Source organism: Methylobacterium tarhaniae, from assembly GCF_001043955.1.
GTDB classification, from domain to species: Bacteria; Pseudomonadota; Alphaproteobacteria; order Rhizobiales; family Beijerinckiaceae; genus Methylobacterium; species Methylobacterium tarhaniae.
In genome coordinates this window covers 1-23,554 of record NZ_LABZ01000079.1, presented here as the reverse complement: position 1 = coordinate 23,554, position 23,554 = coordinate 1, and the positions used below count along the sequence as shown (strand labels likewise).

Below are 23,554 nucleotides of genomic sequence, written 5' to 3'. Positions count from 1 at the left end.
GGGTGGGCGGTGCGGTGGCGCGGCGCCTCGCCGCCGGGGGATGGGTGGTGCGGGCCCTTCACCGCGATCCCGGCCGGGTCGCCTCCGCGGCGGACGGGCTGGACTGGAGGCGGGGCGACGCCATGATCCCGGCGGACGTGGCCGCCGCCGCTTCGGGCGCGTCGCTGATCGTCCACGCGGTCAATCCGCCCGGCTACCGCGACTGGGACCGGCTGGTGCTGCCGATGCTCGATGCCTCGATCGCGGCGGCCCAGGCCGCGCAGGCCCGCCTGCTCCTGCCCGGCAACGTCTATGTCTACGGCCGCGACGCCGGCCCGAACCCGGGTGCCGACGCCCCCCAGACGCCCCGGACAGCCAAGGGCCGCATCCGCATCGCCATGGAGGCGCGCCTGCGCGAAGCGGGCGTGCGCAGCCTGGTGGTACGGGCCGGCGACTTCTTCGGGCCGCGCACCACCGCCAATTCCTGGTTCACCGCCGCCCTGGTGCGGCCGGGCAAGCCGGTGCGGACGGTGCTCGATCCCGGCTTTCCGGGGATCGGCCACCAATGGGCCTACCTGCCCGACGTCGCCGAGACGATGGTGCGCTTGGCCGAGCGCGAGGCGGAGCTGCCGCGCTTTGCCGCCTTCAACATGGACGGCCACTGGGACCCGGACGGCCGGCAGATGGTCGCGGCGATCGCCCGCGCGGTCGGGCGCGAGGTCCGGGTGCGGCGCTTCCCCTGGGGCCTCCTGCCGCTGGCCGCCCCATTCTGGCCGCTGGCCCGGGAGATCCGCGAGATGCGTTACCTGTGGCGGGAGCCCTTGCGGATGAGCAATGAAGGGCTGGTGGCGTTCCTGGGTGCCGAGCCGCATACGCCGCTCGATCGGGCGGTGCGGGACACGCTCGCCGGGCTCGGATGCCTGCGGGATCAGGGCCCGCGCTGACACGGACGGCCGGGTCCATCGACCTGTCGCGTCGATACCGAGGCAGGTGCCGAAGGCGAGGGAGGGCGACCGGGAATGCGTGCGCCACGCTCGCTCGTCGTCTCGCCCTCCCCGGCGATCCCGTGCAGGATGCTACCAAGAGAGGAGGACACGGCCGGGATGGGATCGCTCAGGGTACGCTTCGGGCTGCTGGTCGGAAGCGCGGCCGCCCTCGTGGTGCTGGCCGCGATCGGGCTCTACGGAGCAATGCACGCCGCCGAGCGCACCCTCGACGCGACGCTCGACGCGCAGGTGCGCCTGGAACTGATCGCCGAGCTGTCCGGGCGCCTGACCGAGTTCGGGCTCGCCGCCGTCGAGGCGGTGGGCGACAATCCGGGCCGGCCCGAGCGCCTGGCCAATGCCCGCAACGAGGTCGACCGGGCGCTCAACGCCGTCGACGAGGGACTGAGCCGCGCCGTCGCCGGGGCCGGCGGGGTCCTCGACCGCACCCAGTACACCGCCCGGGCCCGACCGCTGGCCCGCCTGCGGGCGGCCCGCGCCATGCTCGACCGGCAGGTGGCGCAGATCCAGCGCGAGCCGGACCCGGCCCGTCGCGCCGACGCCGTCAGGGGGGCGCTCAACGCTTTCGGGGCGGTGACGGGCCAGCCCCTCACCTTCCTGGTCGAGGCCGAGCGCCGGGCGGTCGAGGCCTCCGCGGCGGAGGTCCGGACGCTGGCGGCGCGGATGCGGGGCGTCGCGGTGGCGGCGGCCTTGCTGATCGTGCTGCTGCTCCTCCTCCTGCACCAGAGCCTGACCCGGCCGATCCTGCGGCGGATCGAGGCGATCCGCGCCGGGGCCGCCGCGATCGGCCGGGGCGAGCTCGACACCCGCTTAGCCGTGGCGAGCCGCGACGAGCTGGGCCTGCTCGTCGCCAGCTTCAACCGGATGGCGGCACGGCTGAAGCGCCGCGAGGCGCGGGTCGCCGCCGACCGGGCCGCCCTCGAGGAGATCGTCGCCCGCGCCACTGCCGACCTGCGCGGTGCCAACGCGCGGCTGGAGGAGATCGACCGCTCGCGCCGGCGCTTCTTCGCCGATGTCAGCCATGAGCTGCGCACGCCGCTCACCGTGATCCTCGGCGAGTGCGACCTCGCCGCCCGCTCCCCCGACACGCCCGACCATTTCCGGCCGGTCATCGCCACCATCCGCAAGCGGGCCCTGCGGCTGCATCGCCGGGTCGGCGACATGCTGCGGATCGCCCGCTCGGAATCCGGCCAGATCGCGCTGGAGCGCCGGCCGTCGAGCCTGGCCGCCATCCTGGCCGAGGCGGTGGAGAGCTGCGCACCGGAAGCCAGGCGCCGGCGCATCGCCCTGGCGCTGGAGCCGAGCCCGGCGGATGCCGAGGTGCTGGCCGATGCCGAATGGCTGCGTCAGATCGTCGAGGGGCTGATCGACAACGCCCTGCGCCACGCCGCCGGCGCCACCCGGGTGAGCGTGGGCTTCACGCCCCGCGGCACCGGCGCCGCCATCACGGTGACGGATGACGGGCCGGGCTTCCCGCCGGAGGCCGACGCCCTGTTCGAGCGCTTCCGCCGCGGGGAAGGGGCCGGTCCGGCTTCGGCAGGCTTCGGCATCGGGCTCGCTCTGGCGCGCTGGGTCGTTGAGCGCCATGATGGCGCGATCCGCCTGGAGTCAGGGGGGATGGACGGGCGGGCATTCGGCGCCCGGGTCACCCTGGAGCTGCCCGGCGACGACACGAGGGAGGATGCCGCATGAGCGGGCAACCGGGACGGCGCGCATGACGAGCGTGCTCATCGTCGAGGATGACGGCGACATCCGCGCCATGCTGGCGCGCGGCTTGAGCGCCGAGGGCTTCGCCGTCGATCTGGCCGGAGGCGTCGACGAGGCCCTGGCCGCGGCCCGGGACCGGGTGCCCGAGGCGGTGCTGCTCGACAACATGCTGCCGGACGGCTCGGGCCACGACGTCTGCCGCAGCCTGCGGGAGGGCGGCTATCCGGGCGCGATTCTGTTCCTGAGCGCCAAGGACGAGGTCGGCGATCGGGTCGACGGCCTGACGGTCGGGGCGGACGACTACATCGTCAAGCCGTTCGTCTTCGACGAACTGCTCGCCCGCCTTCGCACCCACCTGCAGCGGCGGCGCTCCAGCGGCGAGGCCCGCACCCTGGTCAGCGCCGGACGCCTCTCCCTCGACCTCGCCACGCGGCAGGTCCGGTTCGGCGAGCTCACGGCCCGCCTGACCCAGCGCGAGGCCGAGCTGCTGGCAATCCTGATGGAGCAGGCGAACCGCCCTGTCACGCGGGGCGACATCTTCGACCGGCTGTGGGCCAGCCAGGGCGGCCTCTCCCTCAACGTCGTCGACGTCTATGTCGGCTACCTGCGCACCAAGCTCGCCGACATCGTCCGGGCCGGCGGCCCGAGCCTCGTCACGGTGCGCGGCCGCGGCTTCCTCCTCGACCTCCACGAGGCCGGATTTCGCCAGTGAGAAATTATTTTGGGCGCAATTTATGCTGGCTAAATCCTTGTCGATCATGCACAATAAGACCGGTCTGAGAAAAGGCGGCTCCGCCTGTCCCAGACTTTCGGCAAAATAGCGCTTGCACTCCGTGCCTCGATTGCCGATATATCCCTTGTGACAGAAATCACTGTCATTCCAACGTCTTAAGAACCTCTTAGAGGTTCTCGCAGCCCAGGAGAAACGCCATGAAGTGGTCGATGCCCGTCGTCGCCGAGGTCTGTGTCGGCATGGAAGTCACCAGCTACGAGTCGGCCGAGATCGATCCCTTCAACTAAGGGCCTATCCGGTAGGCGCCTCCGGCGGTCGCCGCCGGATGGCGCTCACCGTTCGAGAGAATGCCGGCCATACCGAGCCGGCCATCCGCCGAAGTCGAAGGAGGAATGCCATGAAGTGGTCGCTGCCCGTCGTCGCCGAGATCTGCGTCGGCATGGAAGTCACCTCGTACGAATCCGCCGAGATCGATCCCTTCAACTGACGGGATTGGACCACCGCACCGGGACCGAACCATGCAGGCCATCGTTCTGGGTTCCGGCGCGGGCGGGGGCGTGCCGCAGTGGAACTGCCGCTGCCCGATCTGCGCCATGGCCCGGGCGGGCGACCGCCGGGTTCTGGCCCGCACCCAGTCGAGCCTGGCCGTCTCCGCCGACGGCGATTCCTGGCTCCTGGTGAACGCCTCGCCGGATATCCGCCAGCAATTGTCCGACACGCCGGCCCTGCATCCGCGCGAGGGCCTGCGCCACTCGCCGATCCGGGCGGTGCTGCTCACCAACGGCGACGTCGATCACGTCGCGGGCCTGCTCACCCTGCGCGAGGGCCAGCCCTTCCGCCTCCACGCGACCCGCGGCATCCTCGACTCGATCGCGGCCAACCGCGTCTTCGACGTCATGGCCCCGGGCGTGGTGGAGCGCGCCGAGATCGCCTTGGGCGAGCCATTCTCGCCGGCGCCGGGCCTCACCGTCACCCTGTTCCCGGTTCCCGGCAAGGTGCCGCTCTGGCTGGAGGACGGCACGCCGGAGATCGGCGCCGAGACCGAGAGCACGGTCGGGGCGATGATCGAAGCCGGTGGCAGGCGCCTGGCCTACGTGCCGGGCTGCGCCCGCGTCACCGAGGGTTTCAAGGACCGGATCGCCGGGGTCGACGCGCTGCTCTTCGACGGGACGGTGCTCGCCGACGACGACATGATCCGCGCCGGTGTCGGCACCAAGACCGGCTGGCGCATGGGCCATGTGCCGATGAGCGGCGAGAACGGCTCGGTGGCGGCCCTCGCCGAGGTGCCGATCGGCCGGCGGATCTTCGTGCACATCAACAACACCAATCCGGTGCTGGTCGAGAATTCGGATGAGCGCCGCGGAATCGAGGCGGCGGGCTGGACGGTGGCCCATGACGGGCTGACGCTGCGCCTGTGAGGTTCATTCCTCGACGGGAGGAGCGCGGAACCCCTTTCCCACACCTCCTGGCGATCCCAGGCAGCCCGGAATCGCCAGGAGAGCGACGCCTGCATTCGGCCTCGAAGCGTCGGTGTCACAGGAACACCGCCCCGGGCACTTTGGTCGCCCTTGACCGCTCCTCGCAGCCGATCAATCTCCCGATCACGGGATCGTTGATAACGAAGAAACCGGATACGCCAGGACGCCCGACGCCATGACCGCCTCCCTCGCCATGCCCAAGAGTCCGTCCGACAGTCCGTCCGACCCCGGCCCGACCGAGACCGCGGACCGCCTGCTCTCCCCGGCGGAGCTCGAGGCGGCCCTGCGCGAGATCGGGGCGCGGCGCTACCACAACCTGCATCCGTTCCACCGTCTGCTGCACGACGGCAAGCTCGACAAGGATCAGGTCCGGGCCTGGGCGCTCAACCGCTACTATTACCAGGCGATGATCCCGGTGAAGGACGCCACCCTGCTGGCGCGGCTGCCGGAAGCGAACCTTCGCCGGATCTGGCGCCAGCGCATCGTCGACCATGACGGCGACCACGAGGGCGACGGCGGGATCGAGCGCTGGCTCAAGCTCGCCGAGGGCGTCGGCTTCGCGCGCGATTACGTGCTCTCGACCAAAGGCATCCTGTCGGCGACGCGCTTCTCGGTCGAGGCCTACGTGCATTTCGTCGCCGAGCGCTCGCTCTTGGAGGCCATCGCCTCCTCGCTCACGGAGATGTTCTCGCCGACCATCATCTCGGAGCGGGTCTCCGGGATGCTGAAGAACTACGACTTCATCACCCGCGACACCCTGGCCTATTTCGACAAACGCCTGACCCAGGCGCCCCGGGACGCGGATTTCGCCCTCGACTACGTGAAGCGCCACGCCGTCACGCCGGAGCAGCAGGCCCAGGCCCTCGATGCGCTGCGCTTCAAGTGCAGCGTGCTGTGGACTCAGCTCGACGCGCTCTATTTCGCCTATGTGGCACCCGGCATGGTCCCGCCGGATGCCTGGCGCCCGGGCGAAGGGCTGCGCGCCGGAGAAGGCGCATGAGCCTGACCCCCGACAGCGTGCCGCGCCTGCCCCGCGGGGTGCGGCTGCGCCACGACACGGTGCGCAACGCCCACGTGCTGCTCGCGCCCGAGCGCACCTTCGACCTCGACCAGAACGCCGTGGCGGTGCTCGGCCTGGTCGACGGGTCGCGGAGCATCCGGGCCATCGCCGAGGCGCTGGCGCAGCAATACGAGACCGACCGCAGCATCATCGAACCCGACGTCATCACCATGCTGGACGGCCTGCTGCTCAAGCGCGTGCTCGAGACCGTGCCGGCGGCCTGAGGCCCCCGGGAGGGACAGTCATGAACGCCGTCACACATGCCAGCTCCCCTGCCCTGCCGGCCCCGATCGGGCTCCTCGCCGAGCTGACCCATCGCTGCCCCCTGCGCTGCCCCTATTGCTCGAACCCGCTCGAGCTCGACCGGCGCTCGGCCGAACTCGACACGGCGACCTGGCAGCGGGTGCTCGCCGAGGCGGCCTCCCTCGGCGTGCTCCATGTCCACCTCTCCGGCGGCGAGCCAACGGCGCGGCAGGACATCGTCGAGATCACCCGCGCTTGCGCCGAGCTCGGCCTCTACTCGAACCTGATCACCTCCGGGGTGGCGGGCGCGCTCGACAAGCTCGATGCCCTCTCCGAGGCCGGGCTCGACCACGTGCAGCTCTCGGTCCAGGCGGTCGAGGCCGCGAATGCCGAGCGGATCGGCGGCCTCAAGAACGCGCAGCCGCAAAAGTTCGCCTTCGCCGAGCGGGTGACGGCGCTCGGCCTGCCCCTCACGCTGAACGCCGTGATCCATCGCGGCAACATCGCCGAGGTGCCGGCGCTGATCGATCTCGCCGTCCGCCTCGGCGCCAAGCGCCTGGAAGTGGCCCATACCCAGTATTACGGCTGGGCCTACGTCAACCGCGCCGCCCTGATGCCGGCGAAGGCCGATGTCGACCGCTCGATCCGCACCGTCGAGGAGGCGCGCGAGCGGCTCAAAGGCCAGCTCGTCATCGACCTCGTGGTGCCGGATTACTACGCCAAGTATCCCAAGGCCTGCGCCGGCGGCTGGGGCCGGCGGCTGATGAACGTCACCCCCACCGGCAAGGTCCTGCCCTGCCACGCCGCCGAGACGATCCCGGGTCTGGAATTCTGGCACGTCCAGGACCATTCCCTGGCGCAGATCTGGGCCGACTCGCCGGCCTTCCGGGCCTATCGCGGCACCGATTGGATGCAGGAGCCCTGCCGCTCCTGCGACCGGCGCGAGAAGGATTGGGGCGGCTGCCGCTGCCAGGCCCTGGCCCTCGCCGGCGACGCCGCCGCCACCGACCCGGCCTGCTCGCTCTCGCCCCTGCACGGCAAGGTGCAGGCCTTGGCGATCGCCGAATCGGCGCTGGAAACCGCGCCCGACTATCAGTACCGCACCATCGGCGGCGCGCCTCGCACCGCCGTGCCCGAGGGAGCGCCCGTGTGAAAGGTCTCGTCCTGGTCGCCATCCTGGCCACGCTCGCCGGCCCCGCCGCCGCGCAAGGCACGCCGGAAGCGCCACCCACCGCCACGACGCTGCTGTTCGAGACCAACCAGCTCACCGATGCGGCCCCGGGCCGCGCCCTGTCCTACCGCTACACCCGTTTCAGCGGCATCGACGGCGCGCCGTTCGGCCCCCCGGTCGAGGACCGCATTCGCGAGGAGGTGGCACCGGGCGCGACGCCTGAGACCCGCAACCTCAAGGTCGAGATGTTCTCCGGCGAGCGCCGGATGCCGACCGCCACCTACGAGGACATGCCGGGCAATCCCGTCCTGGTGCGTTTCCTCGAGCACCATCTCGACGACCTCGCCAAGGTGCTCAAGGGCAATCCGCGCTACATCAAGAATGCCATCCGGCGGGCCTTGCGCGAATCCGCGACCGTCACCCCGACCGAGGCCGGGGTGGACGGCAAGACCGTGCCAGGGTGGCGCATCGTGGCGCGGCCCTTCGTCGACGATCCGGTGCGCGACCGCCTGCGCGGCTTCGACGGGTTGACCTACACCTTCGTGGTCTCGCCGAAGGTGCCCGGCCAGATCGTCTCGATCGACGTTCGGGCGACGAACCCGGAAGGCGGGATTCTGCTGCAGGAAACGCTGACCTATGAACCGAACGCTGGTTAAGGCGCTCCTCGCGGGCGGCTTGGTGGCCGCTGCCGGCCTCGGCTCCGCGCGGGCCGACGACAACGACTATCCGACCGAGGCGCGGGCCGATTACGTGTTCGGCTGCATGGCGGCCAACGGCCAGACCCGCGAGGCGCTGACGAAATGCGCCTGCTCGATCGACGCCATCGCGGCGATCCTGCCCTACGACAAGTACGTCCAGGCCTCGACGATCCTCGGGATGCGCCAGGGCATCGGCCAGCGCGCCAACGAGTTCCGCTCGACCAAGATGTTCGACGACAAGGTGGCGGAGCTGCGCCGGGCCCAGGCCGAGGCGGAGATCCGCTGCTACCGGCCGAGTGCGAACTGACCGGTTCCGGAACCGTCGGGCGCCGCACCGATTGCCGGCAGGGCGAGGCGGAGCGCGGCGATGAGCGATCGGACCGGCGACAGGCAGGCGGAGAACGGGAAGGGAGCGGGCGGGAGCGGCCGCGTGCTGGTGGCCGGCGCCACCGGCGGCCTCGGCACCCGCATCGTCCGAGCCCTCGCGGCGTGTGGCGCCCCCGTGCGGGTGCTGGTGCGGCCCGGCACCCCGCTCGTCCGGACGGAGCCGCTGCGGCGCCTCGGCCTTGAGGTGGTCGCGGTCGATCTCCACCACGCCGCGACGGTGACCCCGGCCTGCGCCGACGTCGCTTGCGTGGTCTCGGCCCTGAACGGCCTCGCCGACACGATTCTCGACGCCCAGACCGTGCTCCTCGATGCCGCAGCAGCGGCCGGGGTGCCGCGCTTCATCCCCTCCGACTTCGCCCTCGACTTCACCAGGACGCCGCCCGGTCGAAACCGCAACCTCGATCTGCGGCGGGACTTTCACGCCCGGCTCGACCGGGCGCCGATCCGCGCGACCTCGGTCCTCAACGGCGCCTTCCTGGACATGCTGACCGGGGAGATGCCGCTGATCCAGTTCGGCCTCCGGCGCGTCCTGAGCTTCGACGACCCCGACCAGCCCCTCGACTTCACCGCCATGGACGACATCGCCGCCTACACCGCGCGGGCCGCCCTCGACCCGGAGACGCCGCGGATCCTGCGCATCGCCGGCGAGGTGACCACCGCCCGAGGACTGGCGCAGGCGGCGAGCGAGGCGACCGGCCAGCCCTTCACGGTTCTGCGTCTCGGCGGCCCGGGCCTGCTGACCCCGATGATCGCACTGGCCCGCGCCTTCGCTCCCGGGCGGGATCAGGTGTTCCCGGCCTGGCAGGGCATGCAGTACCTGCGCGACATGTTCGAAGGGCGAGGCAAGCTCGCTCCCCTCGACAACGACCGCTATCCGGGGCTGGCCTGGACCGGGGTGCGGGACGTGCTCGGGCGTCGGTAGGGAGCCGTCTCCGCGGCGTGGCGAAGCAAGGTGCGGCTTGCGCCCCGCTGCGGGATTTGCCGGCGGCCACCTCTGCCGTTTCTGGGTGATGCGCAAGCGCTCGACCGCCCAGGTCTCATGACGTCGCCGGGCAGGCCTCCGCAGGGCCGAGTCTCCCCGGATCCTGATCCTGGCGGTTGCGGCCCCGCCGATGGGCCGGCACTCTGGGAGCCGGTGATCGGCGGGGATGCGCGATGAAGCGGCTCATCGGAATGGTGGCGGCGGCGGGGTTTCTCGTCCGCCCGGCGCTGGCGGACGACCTCTCCCTGTGGTCGCTCTACGACCAGAAGCTCCGGTCGGCGAAGTACATCGACCTCACCCACGCCTTCGCGCCGGTGCAGCCGGTCTGGCCGGGCTTTGCCGGCGCCCGGTTCAAGCCGGCCCGGGCCGGCCGCACCCTCGAAGGCTTCGCGAAGGACGGCGACGTCTTCACCTACGAGACCCACGGCTTCGTCGCCACCGCCTACGACCTGCCGACCGACCAGTACGGCACCCAGCTCGATCCGCCGGCGCATTGGAACCCACGCGGCGCGACGATCAGCGACCTGCCGGCGACCTACACCCTGCGGCCGCTGGCGGTGATCGACATCGCAGCCAAGGTCGCCCGCGACGAGGGCTACCACCTCCAGGTCGCCGACATCGCGGCCTACGAGGAGAAGCACGGCCGGATCCCGGCCGGCGCGGTCGTGATGGTGCGCTCCGACTGGTCGAAGCGCTGGGCCGAGGCCGAGCGCTTCCGGCAGAAGCCGTTTCCGGGGGTGAGCCTCGCGGCGCTGCAATTCCTGCACCTGGAGCGCAAGATCCTGTTCCACGGCCACGAGCCGCTGGACACCGACACGACGCCGAACCTCGAAGGCGAGGCCTGGCTGATGCACAACAACTTCGCCCAAGCCGAAGGGGTGACGAATCTCGACCAGGTGCCGGAGGCCGGGGCGCTGATCTCCATCGGCTTCGCCAAGCCGCTCGGTGGCACCGGGGGCTATGCCCGCTACGTCGCCATCGCGCCGGCGAGCTGGCCGCACGGCGTCAGCGTCGACGCAGTGCCGGGCGCGCCCCTGCCGCAACAGCCCGCACCCCTGCGGCGCGACGCCGACGGGGTGATGCGGCCGACGGGGCCGTGAGGAGATCCCGATGACGATGCAAGGCCGCCTCTCCGCCGCGGCGTTCCGGTTCTTCCAGGAGGGCCGGCCCGACGAGGAGCGCTGGGAGCTGATCGCTGGGACGCCGGTCATGACGGCGCCGCCGCCGATCGATCACAACCGGATCGCCAGCAACCTCGAACGCCTGCTGAACGACGCCCTGGAACACCACGATCCCGACCGCGAGGCGGTGCAGCGCCCGGGCCTCGAACTCGGGCTCGGCCCTGCCGTGCTGGCGGGCCTGGGCTTCGCCGGGGCTTACCGGCCGGAGCCGGACGTGGCGGTGATCGATGACGATCCGGTGGCCGGGCGCCGCTTGGTCGATCGCGCCCACCTCCTGGCCGAGGTGGTGTCTGGCACCGACGAAGAGCCGGTGCTTCCGGACGGGCTGCCCTGGATCGATGCCAAGACCCGGCTCTACCGGGCGCACGAAGCCTGCCGGGTGGTTCTGATCGTCGAGCAAAACCGCATCGACGTCGTGGTCTGGGAGCGCGGCCCGGACGGATGGGTGGCGCGGTGCCTGGCCGAACCGGATGCCGTACTGGACCTGCCGGGCTTCGGGCTCCGCTGCCCGGTCGGATCGCTCTATGCCGGCACGCATCTGCGCCCGCGCCAGCGGCTTGCGTGACGATCGGTCCCCTCCGACGAAGGGATCACCCGCCCATGGCGCTGCACAGCTCCACCAGCACGCCGTCCCCGTCCCGTACATAGGCGACGACCTGGCCCCACGGCTTCGTCACCGGCTCCGCCACCGGCAGCGCCCCCGCCGCGACGGCCCGCGCGAAGGCCGCCGGGACATCCTCGGCGATCAGGCCCACCTCGAACCCGGCCGGCGCCTCGGCGCGGCGGTTCAGGCGGAAGCCCGGGCAGGTCTGGGCGACGAAGCCCTCCTCCGCGAAGGCCAGCGCCGTCCCGCCGGTCTCCAGCTCCGCATATTGCCCGCTGTCGTGGACGAAGCGCGGTGCCAGCCCGAAGGCGCGCTGGTAGAACGCGACGCTCGCCGCAACGTCCGGGACGTACAGGATCAGGTAGCCGAGCCGCATCGTCGAATCTCTCCTGGTGGCGCTTGCGCCGTCAGGTGCCACCGCCCGCCGGGAAAGTCCGGGTGAACACCCTGCCCTCGGTGTCCTTGGCCGCCACGGTTACCGGCTCGGCGTTGCCCGCGTAGGAGAAGCGGAAGGTCGGGTCCTCGCTGATCGAGATGCCGCCGGTCATCGAGAAGAGCGGCGTCTCGCCCTGGCGCACGCTCAAGGATTCGACGAACCAGGCCGGGGTGTAGAGCCGGGTCACCTGGTCCATCTGGAGACCGGAATAGTTCGGGTGGCGGACCTGGACCTGCGCCTCGCCGCGATCCGCGAAGGCGCGGAAGCGCATCTCGCCGAGATGGGCCTTGGCCTCGGCCGGGTCCTTGACCGCCGGTGCCGAGCAGCCGCCCGCCGCCTTGACGTAGGCCTTGGTCATGTAGAGGCCGCCATCCTCGGTCTCGGCGATGGCGCGGACATACGAGTAGGAATTCACCCGGATGCGGGTGGAAAGGTCGAAACGGCGCTGCGGTGCCGCGAACCGGATCGTGCCGACCACCGGCGAGGGATTCTCGTCCACCACCAGGGTCAGGCTCTGCACCCGGCGGGCATCGCCCTCGGGCAGCGCGATACGGAGCGTCACCGGCACGATGGCGGCGTCCTCGGCGCGCTTGGGCGCCTCGAGGCTCACCAGCCCGGCCCCGTCCCGGATCGGGCGCCCGCCCAGGATGCTGGGGCGCAGCTCGGTCCAGGTGGTTTCGGGCCGCTCGTCCTGCGCCGCGGCCGGCCCGGCCAGGGCCACCACGACGCCCAGGGCCGTCAACACTCTCATGGCATGACCCTCATGGCATTCTCCCGATGCGGGCCTGGAGCGGCCTCTCTCGCCTCTTGCGACCAATGTAGAGGACGCTCACGGCCGAGACCAGGATAAGTCCCTGGCAGGGCGCCGTTTCGGGCGGCGTCTCGCCGGATGGTGATCGGCGGGGTGCCGTTGCGCGACGGCGCCCGCCGGCCTATCCCGGGGCGGTCGCCTCAAGGATCGTCGCCCCGTGTCTGCACTCGCCGCCCTGCTGCCGGAACTCGGCCGCCGCACCCTGGTGATGGGCATCCTGAACGTCACCCCGGACTCGTTCTCGGACGGCGGCCGCTTCCAGGACCTCGACGCGGCCCGGGAGCAGGCCGCCCGCCTGGTGGAGGAAGGCGCGGCCCTCCTCGATATCGGCGGCGAATCGACGAGGCCCGGCCACGTCCCGGTCCCGGCCGAGGAGGAGCAGGCCCGGGTGCTGCCGGCGATCCGCGCGCTCGGCCCCGCCCTCCCCGTCCCGATCTCGATCGACACCTACAAGGCCTCGACGGCGGACGTCGCGCTGAAGGCGGGGGCCCGCATCGTCAACGACGTCTGGGGCCTCCAGCGGGAGCCGGAGATCGCCACGGTCGCGGCCCATCACGGCGCGCCGGTCGTCGTCATGCACAACCGCGAGACCATCGACCCGAGCCTCGACATCATGGACGAGATGCGGGCCTTCTTCGAGCGCTCGCTCGCCATCGCCCGCCGGGCCGGCATCCCCGACCGCGACATCGTGCTCGATCCCGGGATCGGCTTCGGCAAGAGCTGGGAGCAGCATCTGGAGGCCCTGCGGCGCCTCCCCGAGCTGAAGGCCCTCGGCTTCCCCCTCCTCGTCGGCGTGTCGCGCAAGTCGGTGCTCGGGCGCATCCACAACGCCGCGACGGCACCGGCCGACCGGCTGTTCGGCTCCATCGCCGCCCATGTCGCCGCCGCGTCGCTGGGGGCCGACATCGTCCGGGTCCACGACGTGCGCCCCCATGTCGAAGCCTGCCAGGTGGTCGATGCGATCACCCGGCCCGCCTCCCGCGCAGGAGACCGCTCCCTTGCCTGAGGCCCTGGACCGCATCCTGATCCACCGCCTCGCCGTCTTCGCCCGGCACGGCGTGCTGCCGGAGGAGGAGGTGCTGGGCCAGCGCTTCTACCTCTCGCTGGAGGCTCATCTCGATCTCGGCGAGGCCGGCCGGAGCGACGAGATCGCCGCCACGGTGAGCTATGCCGACCTCGCGGGCCTCGCCCACCGCATCGCCACCGAGCGCCGTTTCCGGCTGATCGAGGCCCTGGCCGAGACCATCGCCCAGGAGGCGCTCGCCGCCTTCCCGACGCTGAGGGGCCTCACCGTGCGGATCGACAAGCCCGGCGCGCCGGTGCCGCTGGTGCTCGACGGCGTCGCGGTCGAGATCACGAGGATGCGTCGTGGTTGAGGCATCTCCGGCCGAGGCGTATCTGGGACTGGGCAGCAATCTCGGCGACAAGGCCGCGATGCTCGACGCGGCGGTGGCCGCGCTCTCCGCCACGCCCGGCATCACGGTGACGGCGCGCTCGCGCAACTACCGCACCCCGCCCTGGGGCGACACCGACCAGGACTGGTTCCTCAACGCCGCCCTCGGGCTCGAGACGACCTTGTCGCCCCACGCCCTTCTGGAGGCTTGCCTCTCCGCCGAGGCCCGCCTCGGCCGGGTGCGCGAGCGCCGCTGGGGCCCGCGGGTGATCGACATCGACGTGCTGCATTATGCCGGAGCCGCGATCTCCGACGAGCGCCTGGTGCTGCCCCACCGCTTCCTGCGCGAGCGCGCCTTCGTGCTGGTGCCGCTGGCCGAGATCGCCCCGGACCTGGTGATCGGCGGGGAGACGGTGGGGCAGGCGCTGGCGCGGCTCGACCGGAGCGGGATCGAGCCGGTGGACGACCCCGCCCCGGCGGGGCGCCCTACACCGACCGGGTGATCCCGCCGTCCACCCGCAGGTTCTGCCCGGTGATGTAGCCCGCTCCGTCCGATGCCAGGAAGGCGACGACGGCGGCGATCTCGTCCTCGCGTCCGTAGCGGCCGAGGGGAATGCGGTCGCGGATGCCCGGCTTCTCCGGCAGGCTGTCGATGAAGCCCGGCAGGATGTTGTTCATCCGGATGTTGTCGGGGGCGTAGCGGTCGGCGAAGAGCTTGGTGAAGGCGGCGAGCCCCGAACGGAAGACGCCCGAGGTCGGAAAGGCCTGCTCGGGCTCGAAGGCCGCGAAGGTCGAGATGTTGATGATCGCCCCGCCGCCCTGCCTTTGCATGATCGGCGTGACGAGGCGGGTCGGCCGCACCACGTTGAGGAAATAGACCTCCATCCCGCGGGTCCAGTCCTCGTCGGTCAGGTCGAGGAGCGGCCCCTTCGGGCCGTGCCCGGCGCTGTTGACCAGCACGTCGACCCGCCCCCACCGCTCCATCGTGCGATCGACGAGGCGGGCGAGGTCGTCCGGCGATTGGTTCGAGCCCGTCACCCCGAGGCCGCCGAGGGACTCGGCCAGGGTCTCGCCCTTGCCCGACGAGGACAGGATCGCGACCCGGAACCCCTCCTCCGCCAGCTTGCGGGCGGCCGCGGCCCCCATGCCGCTGCCGCCGGCGGTGACGATGGCGACGCGTTCGCTGCTCATGATGGTGCTCCCGGTTCTGACGTGCGCCTGCATGCCACGTGCGGGGCTCAGCGTCACGGCGCCGCGGGGCTTAGCCTCTCGAGGGGCAGGCCGGCCTCGGCCCAGCCGTCGGTCCCGTCCGGGTACCAGTGGACGTGCCGGTAGCCGAGCGAGACGGCGCGCCGGGCGGCGTTCCACGACATCCAGCAGTTCCGCTGGCAGAACAGGACCACGGGCTTCTCGACGTTCCCCCCCGTCGCCGCCGCGAGGCCGTGCCGGAAGTACTCCTCGGTTTGCGGCGCCAGCGCTCCGAAGCCGGTATTGGGCAGCCACTGCGCCCGCGGAATGCTGTCATGGGGCGCATCGCGCCAGATCGTGCCGGGCGGCAGCGCGACCGGCCTGGGTGGCCGCGGCATCACGTCGATGAAGGCGACGCCGGCCCGCCACAGCCGCTCGGCCTGAGGCGTGGCGATCGTCTCGGCGCCCCGCAAGGTCGCGGGCGTCGGGCTGCGGTAATCCTCCTGGCGGTAATCGCCGGGCTCGGGCGGGGCGGCCCGGGCCGCGCTCGCCGTCAGGACCAGCAGCAGGGCCGCCAAGATCGGTTTCGTGGAGATCGGCCTCACGGTGACCGGCCTCACGGCTTCGGAGCCTCCGGCAGCAGCCGGTTCTCCTCCTCGTCGAGGAGCGGCACGCCGTAGTCGCGCAGCACCGCCTCGATCTCGGCCCGGCGCTTGCGCAGGGCGGTGTTGAGGATCCGCTTCCACTCGTTCTCGCCGTGCCGCACCCCCATGGCGATGCGGTAGGAGAGCGGCGGCCGGTCGGGCTCGCGCAGCAGCGGCACCAGGTCGAGGGCACCGGCCTGGTTCCCGGGCTCCTTGCCAGCCTCCTTGCCGGCCTCCTTGGCGAGCCGGCCGGCGGCAGGTCCCCAGAGGATTGCGGCGTCGAGCTTGCCCGAGGCCACGTCGGCGACGATCTCGGCCGAGACGGTCTGGTGCCTGCGCGCCGGGTCGAACTGGTAGGGTGGATAGGGCTTCATGGTCGGGACGAGGCCGACCGCCCCCATCCGCTCGACCGGGGGCGTGCCGACGATGACGCCGATCGCCTTGCCCTTGAGGCGCGGGTCGTCGAGCCCGGTCAGGCCCTCGAAGGTGCCGTGGCGCGACACCAGGACATAGGCGGAGCGGTAATAGGGGTTGGTGTGCTGCACCAGCTCGCTGCCGAAGGCCGATCCGACGATCACGTCGCACAGGCCGGTGCCGAGGGTGTTGCGCACGAAGCCCGGCCCCTGGGTGAGCCAGTAGTACCGGAGCTTCACCTTCAGCTCGTCGGCGATGATCGCCGCGATGCGGTTCTCGAAGCCGTCGCCCTGACGCTCCGAGAACGGCATGTTGCCGGGATCGGCGCAGACCCGCAGCACGTCGGGCGTGACGAGGTCCGGCAAGGTCTGTGCCCGCGCGGAAGCGGCCAGCGCGAGGCCGGCCGCCAGGATGATCGCCGTGAGAGGTGCCCGCGCCATCAGCCGCCCAGGCACTCCTTCTCCTGCTTGCGCGCCGCCTCCGGCTTGTCCTCCTTCTCGCCCGGCCGAATCCGGCCCATCGCGCCGGCGGCCCGCGCCTTCAGGTAGACGTAGAGGTCGTCCATGTAGCAGGTGACGTTCTTGTTGTCGCCGAAGGCCGGCATGACCTTCTGGGTCGACGAGTTCACGTCCTGCTTGCCGCCGACGACGATGCCGACGAACTCCTCGTAGGAGAGATACTTCAGCGAGTCTTTCAGGGCCGGGGCGTAGGTCGAGCCCATGCCGTCCGGGCCGTGGCAGACGTGGCACTCGGCGTGATAGCGGCGGTAGCCCGAATAGGTGTACCAGTCGACCTTCTTGCCGTTGTCGGTGATGTGGAAGGTCGGAGCGCCGGCGGCGTCGAAATACTTGCCGTCCTCCACCTTCACGGCGGCGTCCTTGGCGAGCAGCTTCTCGTCGGGCTCGGCGGTCTTGTCGTTGGGGTTGAGCTGGTTGGCGAGGGCCGGATCCGGCTTCGCATCGGCTTTCTTGGCATCCTCAGCATGTACGGCAACCATCGCGACGGTTGCTAGGGCGAGGCCGGCCGCGAGTGGCCGCAGGACAACTTTGCTGAGGTTACGCAAAGGACGCTTCTCCCTGATATCATTGAGCTGCGGCCCAAGTCGGCGCCCGGCAGCTCTGATGATAACATAATCATAAGGAGGCCGGCGCGGATACCCGCGCCGGCCCGGACTTAGGTCTGAGACATGAAGGCGGAGGCCGCCTTACGAGCCCGTACCGGTCGATCAGTTCGGCAGGTTGAAGACCGTGAGCTGGCCGCCGAGGTTGGTGTAGTTCGACAGGGCGGCGTAGCCGCCGACCGCGCCGAGGCCGGCATTCGGGTCGGTCAGGCCGGCCGCGAGGCCGATGCCGGCCCAGCCGCCGACGCCCGACAGCACGGCGATGTTCTGCTTGCCCTTGTGCTGGAAGGTCATCACGTTGCCGATGATGCCCGACGGGGTCTTGAACTTGTAGAGTTCCTTGCCCGACTTGGCATCGACCGCCTTCAGGTAGCCTTCGAGCGTGCCGTAGAACACCACGTCACCCGCGGTGGCGAGAGCGCCCGACCAGACCGAGAACTGCTCGGGGTTCGACCACTTGATCTTGCCGGCCACGTTGTCCCAGGCGATGAAGTTGCCCATGCCGCCATGGCTGTTGGGCGCCGGGTACATCGACAGGGTCGCACCGACATAGGGCTGGCCCGGGGTGTAGCTCACCCGGAACGGCTCGTAGTCCATGCAGACGTGGTTGGTCGGCACGTAGAACAGGTTGGTCTTGGGCGAGAATGCCGCCGGCTGCTGGTCCTTGGAGCCGAGCGCCGCCGGGCAGATGCCCTTGGAGTTGGTGTCCTCGCCGTTCTGGTCGGTCGAGTACTTGGCGACGACGAGCGGGCGACCGTAGGTCTTCGAGGACTTGTCCTGGTCGACCTTGGTGGCCCAGTTCACCGCCGGATCGTACTTCTCGGCGACGAGCAGCTCGCCGGTGGCCCGGTCGAGGGTGTAGCCGAAGCCGTTACGATCGAAGTGGGTCAGGAGCGGACGCTCCTTGTCGCCGATCTTCTGATCCGTGAGGATCATCTCGTTGATGCCGTCATAGTCCCACTCGTCGTGGGGGGTCATCTGGTAGACCCACTTCGCCACGCCGGTATCGGCGTCACGGGCGAAGATCGTCATCGACCACTTGTTGTCGCCCGGGCGCTGCTTCGGGTTCCAGGTCGACGGGTTGCCGGTGCCGTAATAGACGAGGTTCAGCTTCGGATCGTAGGAGTACCAGCCCCAGGTCGAGGCGCCGCCGGTCTTCCACTGGTCGCCTTCCCAGGTCTTGAGCGACGAGTCCTTGCCGACCGGCTTGCCGAGCTCGGTGGTCTTCTCCGGGTCGATCTTCATCTCGGAATCCGGGCCGAGATTGTAGGCGCGCCAAGCCTGCTTGCCGGTCTTGAGGTCGTAGGCGGTGATGTGGCCGCGGATGCCGTACTCGGCGCCGGCGATGCCGACGATCAGCTTGTCCTTCACCGGCAGCACGGTGGCGGTGTTGGTCTCGCCGATCTTCGGATCGCCGTTCTGCACCGACCAGTTCACCTTGCCGGTCTTGGCGTCGAGCGACACGATGGTGGTGTCGGCCTGGTGCAGGAAGATCGCGCCGTCGGCATAGGCCAGGCCACGGTTCACCGTGTCGCAGCACATCACCGGGATGACGTTGGGATCCTGCTTCGGCTCGTACTTCCAGATGATCTTGCCATCCTGGTTCAGGTCGAGCGCGTAGACGATGTTCGGGAACGGCGTGTGCACGAACATCACGTCGCCGACGACCAGCGGCGAGCCCTCGTGGCCGCGCAGCACGCCGGTCGAGAAGGTCCAGGCCACCTGCAGCTTGTTGACGTTGCCGGTGTTGATCTGGTCGAGCTTGGAATAGCGCGTGTTGGCGTAGTCGAGCGTCTGCAGAACCTGCTCGGCCGGGTTGGCCGTGCGCTTCAGAACGTCTTCGTTCGCGAGCGCCGGGGCGATGCCGAGAATACCAGCGCTCACCGCAAGGAGATGGACCGCTCTCATGGATTCCTCCGACAGGTGCATTCTGCCGCACGCCCCGGATGGGACGCTGCGGACCGGTTCCTGTTGTTAGCGTTTGGGGATGTCGTTGGCTTCGGCAGCGTGTCACAACCGGCCGCCAGCGGGACTGGCGCGAAGGGAGCCCGGGCAGGGCCTTGCCGTGTCTGCGAACCGAACACCGCCTTCCCCTGGCGGCACCGTTGAAACCGAAGCTTGAAGGAACTCTAAGAGAAATTGGGGCGCCGTCAACACACCAGCCTGCCGCAGGGCGGCCTGGCCCGACCCCGAAGTTCATAACTAAGGTATATAACCCCTTCCATGCTGCATAGCAGTATGGAAATTGTGCTGCGCAACATCACGCGGTCGTATTCGAGTTTGCTAGCCCTCGGACGACGATATCTGTCCGGACGAGCGTAACCGTAGGTCGCCGCCTACTCCCATTCCAATTCCTGGTAGGCGGTGGTGGCGTTGCGCGCGTTGAAGTCGTCGAAGAGGGTCCATTCGCCCGCTTCGCTCTGCGCGGCCCGGCCCGCCTCGCCGATCGGCGCGCCGTCGCGCACCATCGCCCTGACCTGGACCTCGAGAGCCGCGAGGTAGCGGTCGATCGGCCCGGCGGCGGCCGGCCACGGCACGGCGGCGGGGCCGTGGCCGGGCACCACCCGGGCCGCCGGCCGCGACCGAAGGGCGCGCAGGGTCGCGATCCAGCCGGTGAGCCGCCCGTCGAGGGCCGGCACGTGGCCGACGAACAGGAGGTCGCCGAGGAACCAGGTATCGGTCGCCTGGTCGCGGATCGTCAGGTCACTGTTTGTATGGGCGGTCGGCCAGGCCTCGAGGTGAAGCGCACGCTCGCCGAGGTCGAGGTCGAGGCGCGACGAGACCAGCAGGGTCGGCGGCACGATCCGGGTGCCGGCGAAGTCGGGGCCGACGAGGTCGGCATTGGACCGCAGGTAGCTGTCCGCCCGCGCCGCCAGGGCCTCCGGCAAGGCGCGGTGGCCGACGACCGTCGTGCCCTCCCCCGCGAAGGCGGCGTTGCCGAGCAGGTGGTCGGGATGGACATGGGTGTTGATCACGTAGCGCACCGGCAGGGCGGTGCGCTGCCGCAGGGCCGCGAGCAGGCGCTGCCCCGCCCGCAGGCTGCCGCCGGTATCGATCACCGCGACGGCGTCGCGCCCGATCACGAAGCCCACATTGGCGATCGCCCCGGCATTCCCGCGCCCGGCCAGCGCGTAGGGCGCGGCGTAGACGAAGACGCCCGGCGCGACCTCCTGCATCGGCAGGGGCGTGACGGGGTCGTCCCCGGCCCGGGCCGGGGCCCAGAGGAGCGTCAGGACGAGGAGGAGCGTGCTGGCGAGCCTCACGGATCGCCGGCTTCCGCATCGCCGGCCTGGGGCGGCGCCAGGGGCGTGAACAGGGTACGGTCCGGCTTGATGTCGAGAAGGGGCGTGCCGTCGAGGCAATCGAGGCCGCGCACATGCACCAGGCCGTCCTCGACCCGGACCAGAGTGACGATGCTGGTGCCGATCGGGTTCGGCCGCACCGGCGAGCGAAGGGAGAAGGTGCCCCGGGTGGTCCCGTCATCGGCCGGGCTCTGGCGCACCAGGTCGCGCCGCGAGCGGTCGAGCCAGTAGAGCACCTCCAGGCGCTCGTAGAGCGCGACGCCGTCGAGGGCGTCGCGCCAGGGCGGGAACACCTCGATCCGGCAGACCGGCCCGTCGGCCCGGCCCTGGCGCGGGCAGCCGAGGCGGTCGGTCCAGGGGGTCCGGATGCGGCCGATGAAGACGAGCCCGGCATCGATGGGTGCGGGCATCTCCACCGCGACCTCGCCGGTCCGGATCTCGTCGAGGCGCACCATCGGGTCGATTCCCCCCTTCGAGCAGGTCGGGCGCAGACGAAGGTGTTCAGACTGCGCCGGCCCGACCTGCCGCCGGACCGACCCGCGGGGGCAGTCGTCAAGCCCGGCCGTGAGAGCCTAAGCAGATTTCGCAAAAGTGGTAGCCGGTTTTGCGACAAAAATCTGCGACCGAACAAGAACCTAAGCGGACGAGGCGTTCGCTTGCCACCGCAAGTCTGCTCAGAGCGGGGCCGGCTCGCCTGGCAATCGCCCGGCGGATCGAGCCGCTGCCCAGGCGCACGGTCTTGCGGGTTTCAGTAAGTGGCGAAGATCTCGGCCAGGGCGGCCGGGTCGCGGGTCACCGTGAGGGCGAGCGCCAGGAGGATGCGGGCCTTCTGCGGCGTCAGGTTGTCGGCGCTCAGGATGCCGAGCTCGGCGAGACGCTTCGTCGCCGGCACCACGCCGCTCCCGGCCCGGGTCGATTGCACGACGGCGATGCCGGCGGCGACCGCCCGGCCCAAGGCCTCGGCCTCTGCCGGCGGGGTCATGCCCGGGGCGAGACCCGCCGAGACGATGCCCCGGGCGCCCGCCGCGGCGAAGGCCCGCACCGCCGTGCCGTCGGCATCGGCGTAGGAATACGAGATGTCGACCCGCGGCAGGGCGTCGAGGCCGCGGATGTCGAACGGCGTGTCGGGGGCGTGCCGGCGCTCGGGCCGGCGGTAGTAGCGCACATGCGGGCCGTCGACCTGGCCGAGCACGCCGAAATCCGGGGTCCGGAAGGTCTGGAGCCGGGCGACCGAGGTCTTGGTCACGTCGCGGGCGGCCTGGATCTCGTCGTTGAGCACCACCAACACGCCGCGCCCGCGGGATTCCGGCGCCGCCGCGGTGCGCAGGGCGGCGACGAGGTTGAGCCCGGCATCGCTCGACAGGGCACTGATCGGCCGCTGCGAGCCCACCAGCACCACCGGCCGGTCGACCGTGAGCGTGAGGCTGAGCGCGTAGGCGGTCTCCTCCAGGGTGGCGGTGCCGTGCCCGATGACGAGGCCGGCGAGGTCCGGGTGCTCGGCCACCAGCCGCTCGCAGAGCAGGACCAGGGCGCGCCAATCGGAGAAGCCGACCCCCGGGCTCGTCACCGCCCGGTACCGCACCGGCAGCACCTCGGCCACGTCCCGGGTCTCCGGTACCCGGGCCAGGATCTCCTCCGCTTCCAGGCGCTCGCCGGTCGCGGTGTAGTCGAGGATGTCGAGGCTGTCGCGGCCCACCGACGAGAGGGTGCCACCGGTGCCGATGAAGGCGACCTTGGAACGTGCGGTCATGCGGATGAACTACCTCGTGCTCGTGCCCCCGGACGGGGACTCCATCGGCCTGGCAGGCGACAGGGTCGGATCCATGGCAGGATTCGTGCCGGAGGAGGATCCGTCGGGGCCGCAGCCCGGTGCGTCGAACAGCGCGGCGAGGCCGCAGGCCGAGCCGAGCATCCGTCGGCCGTCATGGCCGACGCCCGGCACCACGTGGAGGGTCTGGCGCAGGTCGGGGTGCCGCGCCCGCAGGGACGCCCAATAGGCTTCGCCGCGGGCGAGGCGGAACGGCCCTTGCGCCTCGGCCATGCAGCTCCTGTCGAGGGCGGGATGGTGCGGGTCGGTGTCCCGGCCGCCGAGCAAGTAGGTCACCGACCGGGCGACATAGGCCGTCTCCAGGGTCGCCGGCACGGCGCCCCCGGCGTAGCGCGGCAGGTCCCGCATCCCGTATTTCCAGCTGTCGTAGCCGGGGCAATCCGCGACCGGGCCGGGCCGTTCGGGTGTGAAATAGGCGTAGCTGCTCGGATTGGCGACGACGAAGCTCACGCGCAGGTCCCGCGCGGCCAGGGCGTCGCCGGTCCGGGACAGGACCGCGTAGCGTTGCGCGACCTGCCCGCCGCCGGAATGCCCGGCGACCACGATCCGCGTCAGGTTCGGGAAGCGGGTCCGGTCGGCGAGGCGGGCCAGGATCGCGTCGAGCGCGTCGAAGGAGCTCAAGGGCTTCGGCCCGAGCGCGTCGTCCCCGCCCTGCCAGCCCTCGAGCGTCCAGCGCAGCACGTCCGGCGGCAGGGCGTGGGCGGCCCAGTCGATCTGGGCGAGGAACTGCGGCACGACCAGCAGGGCCCCGGCCCCGGCCGCGCCCGCCGCCTCCCGGGCGGCGAGCGCGGAGGCATAGTAGACGTCGGCGTCGCGCAGGCGCCCGTGCAGCACGATCACCGCCCGCGTCATCTCCGGGTGGGCGGCGTCCAGGTCGGCGGATGCGAAGAGCAGCAGGCGGGCGCCCGGCGCCACCGCGAGGCTGCGGTCGGCCAGGACGGAAACAGGCCCGCTGTGCCGGCCCGCCTCGTCGGCGGCCTGCCCCCGGCCGGCCAGCGGCACCATCAGGAGCGGCAGCGCGAGCAGCCATCGACGGGTGCGGAGCGGAAGCATCGTCGCGCCTCGGGAGGATCGCCGGCGGCGGCGGACCGGAAGATCCTCGTCTGGCAAGCCCTTATGTCTGGCAAGCCCGCTGTCTGGGCCGAGTGGTGCCGGCGGAGGGGATCGAACCCCCGACCTTCGGTTTACAAA

At 71.0% G+C, this 23,554-nt stretch carries 26 protein-coding genes and 1 pseudogene; 16 read left to right on the top strand and 11 right to left on the bottom strand.

From position 1 onward, the window contains the following. Positions 1-2: 2 nt before the first annotated feature. The 13 genes and pseudogenes from VQ03_RS12615 (at position 3) to VQ03_RS12550 (ending at position 11,188) form a co-directional block, all read left to right on the top strand. A complete protein-coding gene (locus VQ03_RS12615; protein ID WP_053078536.1) occupies positions 3-923 on the top strand; it encodes an NAD(P)H-binding protein in 921 nt (306 codons plus the stop codon). 159 nt (positions 924-1,082) lie between these two features. Next, a complete protein-coding gene (locus VQ03_RS12610) occupies positions 1,083-2,675 on the top strand; it encodes a sensor histidine kinase (protein ID WP_048451227.1) in 1,593 nt (530 codons plus the stop codon). 22 nt (positions 2,676-2,697) lie between these two features. After that, positions 2,698-3,402 carry a response regulator transcription factor gene (locus VQ03_RS12605; RefSeq protein ID WP_048451226.1) on the top strand — a complete coding sequence of 235 codons (705 nt, stop codon included), beginning with the start codon at positions 2,698-2,700 and terminating at the stop codon, positions 3,400-3,402. A gap of 218 nt (positions 3,403-3,620) precedes the next feature. Then, complete coding sequence (gene pqqA / locus VQ03_RS12600; protein WP_048426854.1) at positions 3,621-3,710, top strand: pyrroloquinoline quinone precursor peptide PqqA; 90 nt, start codon at positions 3,621-3,623, stop codon at positions 3,708-3,710. Between the two features lie 110 nt (positions 3,711-3,820). Further along, positions 3,821-3,910 carry a pyrroloquinoline quinone precursor peptide PqqA gene (pqqA, locus tag VQ03_RS12595; RefSeq protein WP_048451225.1) on the top strand — a complete coding sequence of 30 codons (90 nt, stop codon included), beginning with the start codon at positions 3,821-3,823 and terminating at the stop codon, positions 3,908-3,910. A gap of 31 nt (positions 3,911-3,941) precedes the next feature. Further along, positions 3,942-4,841 (top strand): pyrroloquinoline quinone biosynthesis protein PqqB, encoded by a 900-nt coding sequence (pqqB, locus tag VQ03_RS12590; protein ID WP_048451224.1) that lies wholly within the window; start codon positions 3,942-3,944, stop codon positions 4,839-4,841. Between the two features lie 253 nt (positions 4,842-5,094). Continuing rightward, positions 5,095-6,185, top strand: a pseudogene (gene pqqC, locus VQ03_RS12585) (pyrroloquinoline-quinone synthase PqqC). 20 nt (positions 6,186-6,205) lie between these two features. After that, positions 6,206-7,357, top strand: a complete 1,152-nt coding sequence (pqqE, locus tag VQ03_RS12575) for a pyrroloquinoline quinone biosynthesis protein PqqE (protein ID WP_048451222.1) — start codon at positions 6,206-6,208, stop codon at positions 7,355-7,357. Next, positions 7,354-8,031, top strand: coding sequence for a hypothetical protein (locus VQ03_RS12570; protein ID WP_048451221.1), 678 nt, complete (start codon positions 7,354-7,356; stop codon positions 8,029-8,031). Before pqqE ends, VQ03_RS12570 begins: the two co-directional genes overlap by 4 nt. After that, positions 8,012-8,380 (top strand): hypothetical protein, encoded by a 369-nt coding sequence (locus VQ03_RS12565; protein WP_048451220.1) that lies wholly within the window; start codon positions 8,012-8,014, stop codon positions 8,378-8,380. The genes VQ03_RS12570 and VQ03_RS12565 overlap by 20 nt, the downstream gene beginning before the upstream one ends. 60 nt (positions 8,381-8,440) lie before the next feature. Continuing rightward, positions 8,441-9,382, top strand: a complete 942-nt coding sequence (locus tag VQ03_RS12560) for an NmrA family NAD(P)-binding protein (RefSeq protein ID WP_083467963.1) — start codon at positions 8,441-8,443, stop codon at positions 9,380-9,382. A gap of 233 nt (positions 9,383-9,615) precedes the next feature. Then, positions 9,616-10,542 carry a cyclase family protein gene (locus VQ03_RS12555; RefSeq protein ID WP_083467962.1) on the top strand — a complete coding sequence of 309 codons (927 nt, stop codon included), beginning with the start codon at positions 9,616-9,618 and terminating at the stop codon, positions 10,540-10,542. A gap of 10 nt (positions 10,543-10,552) precedes the next feature. Further along, positions 10,553-11,188 (top strand): Uma2 family endonuclease, encoded by a 636-nt coding sequence (locus tag VQ03_RS12550; protein WP_048451219.1) that lies wholly within the window; start codon positions 10,553-10,555, stop codon positions 11,186-11,188. Between the two features lie 25 nt (positions 11,189-11,213). Here the strand turns inward: VQ03_RS12550 and VQ03_RS12545 are convergent, their stop codons facing one another. Both VQ03_RS12545 and VQ03_RS12540 read right to left on the bottom strand, forming a co-directional pair. Continuing rightward, positions 11,214-11,603, bottom strand: a complete 390-nt coding sequence (locus VQ03_RS12545; RefSeq protein WP_048451218.1) for a VOC family protein — start codon at positions 11,601-11,603, stop codon at positions 11,214-11,216. Between the two features lie 31 nt (positions 11,604-11,634). Next, entirely contained in the window at positions 11,635-12,414 is a 780-nt protein-coding gene (locus VQ03_RS12540) for a quinoprotein dehydrogenase-associated SoxYZ-like carrier (RefSeq protein ID WP_048451217.1), read from the bottom strand. A 268-nt stretch (positions 12,415-12,682) separates the two neighbouring features. Between VQ03_RS12540 and folP the strand changes: the two genes are divergently transcribed. The 3 genes from folP to folK are packed head-to-tail and all read left to right on the top strand — an operon-like array spanning position 12,683 to position 14,370. Next, the gene (gene folP, locus VQ03_RS12535) at positions 12,683-13,480 is read left to right on the top strand and encodes a dihydropteroate synthase (RefSeq protein ID WP_083467966.1); all 798 of its coding nucleotides are present in this window, start codon (positions 12,683-12,685) and stop codon (positions 13,478-13,480) included. Beyond that, a complete protein-coding gene (gene folB, locus VQ03_RS12530; RefSeq protein ID WP_245292063.1) occupies positions 13,473-13,850 on the top strand; it encodes a dihydroneopterin aldolase in 378 nt (125 codons plus the stop codon). Before folP ends, folB begins: the two co-directional genes overlap by 8 nt. Next, complete coding sequence (gene folK / locus VQ03_RS12525) at positions 13,843-14,370, top strand: 2-amino-4-hydroxy-6-hydroxymethyldihydropteridine diphosphokinase (protein ID WP_280948488.1); 528 nt, start codon at positions 13,843-13,845, stop codon at positions 14,368-14,370. The genes folB and folK overlap by 8 nt, the downstream gene beginning before the upstream one ends. On the opposite strand, the gene VQ03_RS12520 is transcribed toward folK, so the two are convergent. From VQ03_RS12520 to VQ03_RS12480, 9 genes are all read right to left on the bottom strand, one after another. Then, the gene (locus VQ03_RS12520) at positions 14,354-15,058 is read right to left on the bottom strand and encodes an SDR family oxidoreductase (protein ID WP_048451214.1); all 705 of its coding nucleotides are present in this window, start codon (positions 15,056-15,058) and stop codon (positions 14,354-14,356) included. The two genes, folK and VQ03_RS12520, sit on opposite strands and share 17 nt — an antisense overlap. A 53-nt stretch (positions 15,059-15,111) precedes the next feature. After that, positions 15,112-15,636, bottom strand: a complete 525-nt coding sequence (locus tag VQ03_RS12515) for a PQQ-dependent catabolism-associated CXXCW motif protein (RefSeq protein WP_048451230.1) — start codon at positions 15,634-15,636, stop codon at positions 15,112-15,114. Positions 15,637-15,671: 35 nt separating this feature from the next. Then, positions 15,672-16,553: a rare earth element methanol dehydrogenase accessory protein XoxJ gene (gene xoxJ, locus VQ03_RS12510; protein WP_048451213.1), complete on the bottom strand. Its 882-nt coding sequence runs from the start codon at positions 16,551-16,553 to the stop codon at positions 15,672-15,674. Next, positions 16,553-17,176 (bottom strand): c-type cytochrome, methanol metabolism-related, encoded by a 624-nt coding sequence (locus VQ03_RS12505; RefSeq protein ID WP_048451212.1) that lies wholly within the window; start codon positions 17,174-17,176, stop codon positions 16,553-16,555. The genes xoxJ and VQ03_RS12505 overlap by 1 nt, the downstream gene beginning before the upstream one ends. A 162-nt stretch (positions 17,177-17,338) precedes the next feature. After that, a complete protein-coding gene (gene xoxF5, locus VQ03_RS12500) occupies positions 17,339-19,141 on the bottom strand; it encodes a lanthanide-dependent methanol dehydrogenase XoxF5 (protein WP_048451211.1) in 1,803 nt (600 codons plus the stop codon). A 428-nt stretch (positions 19,142-19,569) separates the two neighbouring features. After that, the gene (locus VQ03_RS12495) at positions 19,570-20,496 is read right to left on the bottom strand and encodes a quinoprotein relay system zinc metallohydrolase 2 (protein ID WP_048451210.1); all 927 of its coding nucleotides are present in this window, start codon (positions 20,494-20,496) and stop codon (positions 19,570-19,572) included. Continuing rightward, the gene (tsaA, locus tag VQ03_RS12490; RefSeq protein ID WP_048451209.1) at positions 20,493-20,990 is read right to left on the bottom strand and encodes a tRNA (N6-threonylcarbamoyladenosine(37)-N6)-methyltransferase TrmO; all 498 of its coding nucleotides are present in this window, start codon (positions 20,988-20,990) and stop codon (positions 20,493-20,495) included. The genes VQ03_RS12495 and tsaA overlap by 4 nt, the downstream gene beginning before the upstream one ends. A 293-nt stretch (positions 20,991-21,283) precedes the next feature. Then, positions 21,284-22,285, bottom strand: coding sequence for an asparaginase (locus tag VQ03_RS12485; RefSeq protein WP_048451208.1), 1,002 nt, complete (start codon positions 22,283-22,285; stop codon positions 21,284-21,286). A 9-nt stretch (positions 22,286-22,294) separates the two neighbouring features. Then, positions 22,295-23,416, bottom strand: coding sequence for an alpha/beta hydrolase (locus VQ03_RS12480; RefSeq protein WP_245292062.1), 1,122 nt, complete (start codon positions 23,414-23,416; stop codon positions 22,295-22,297). Positions 23,417-23,554: the final 138 nt, after the last annotated feature.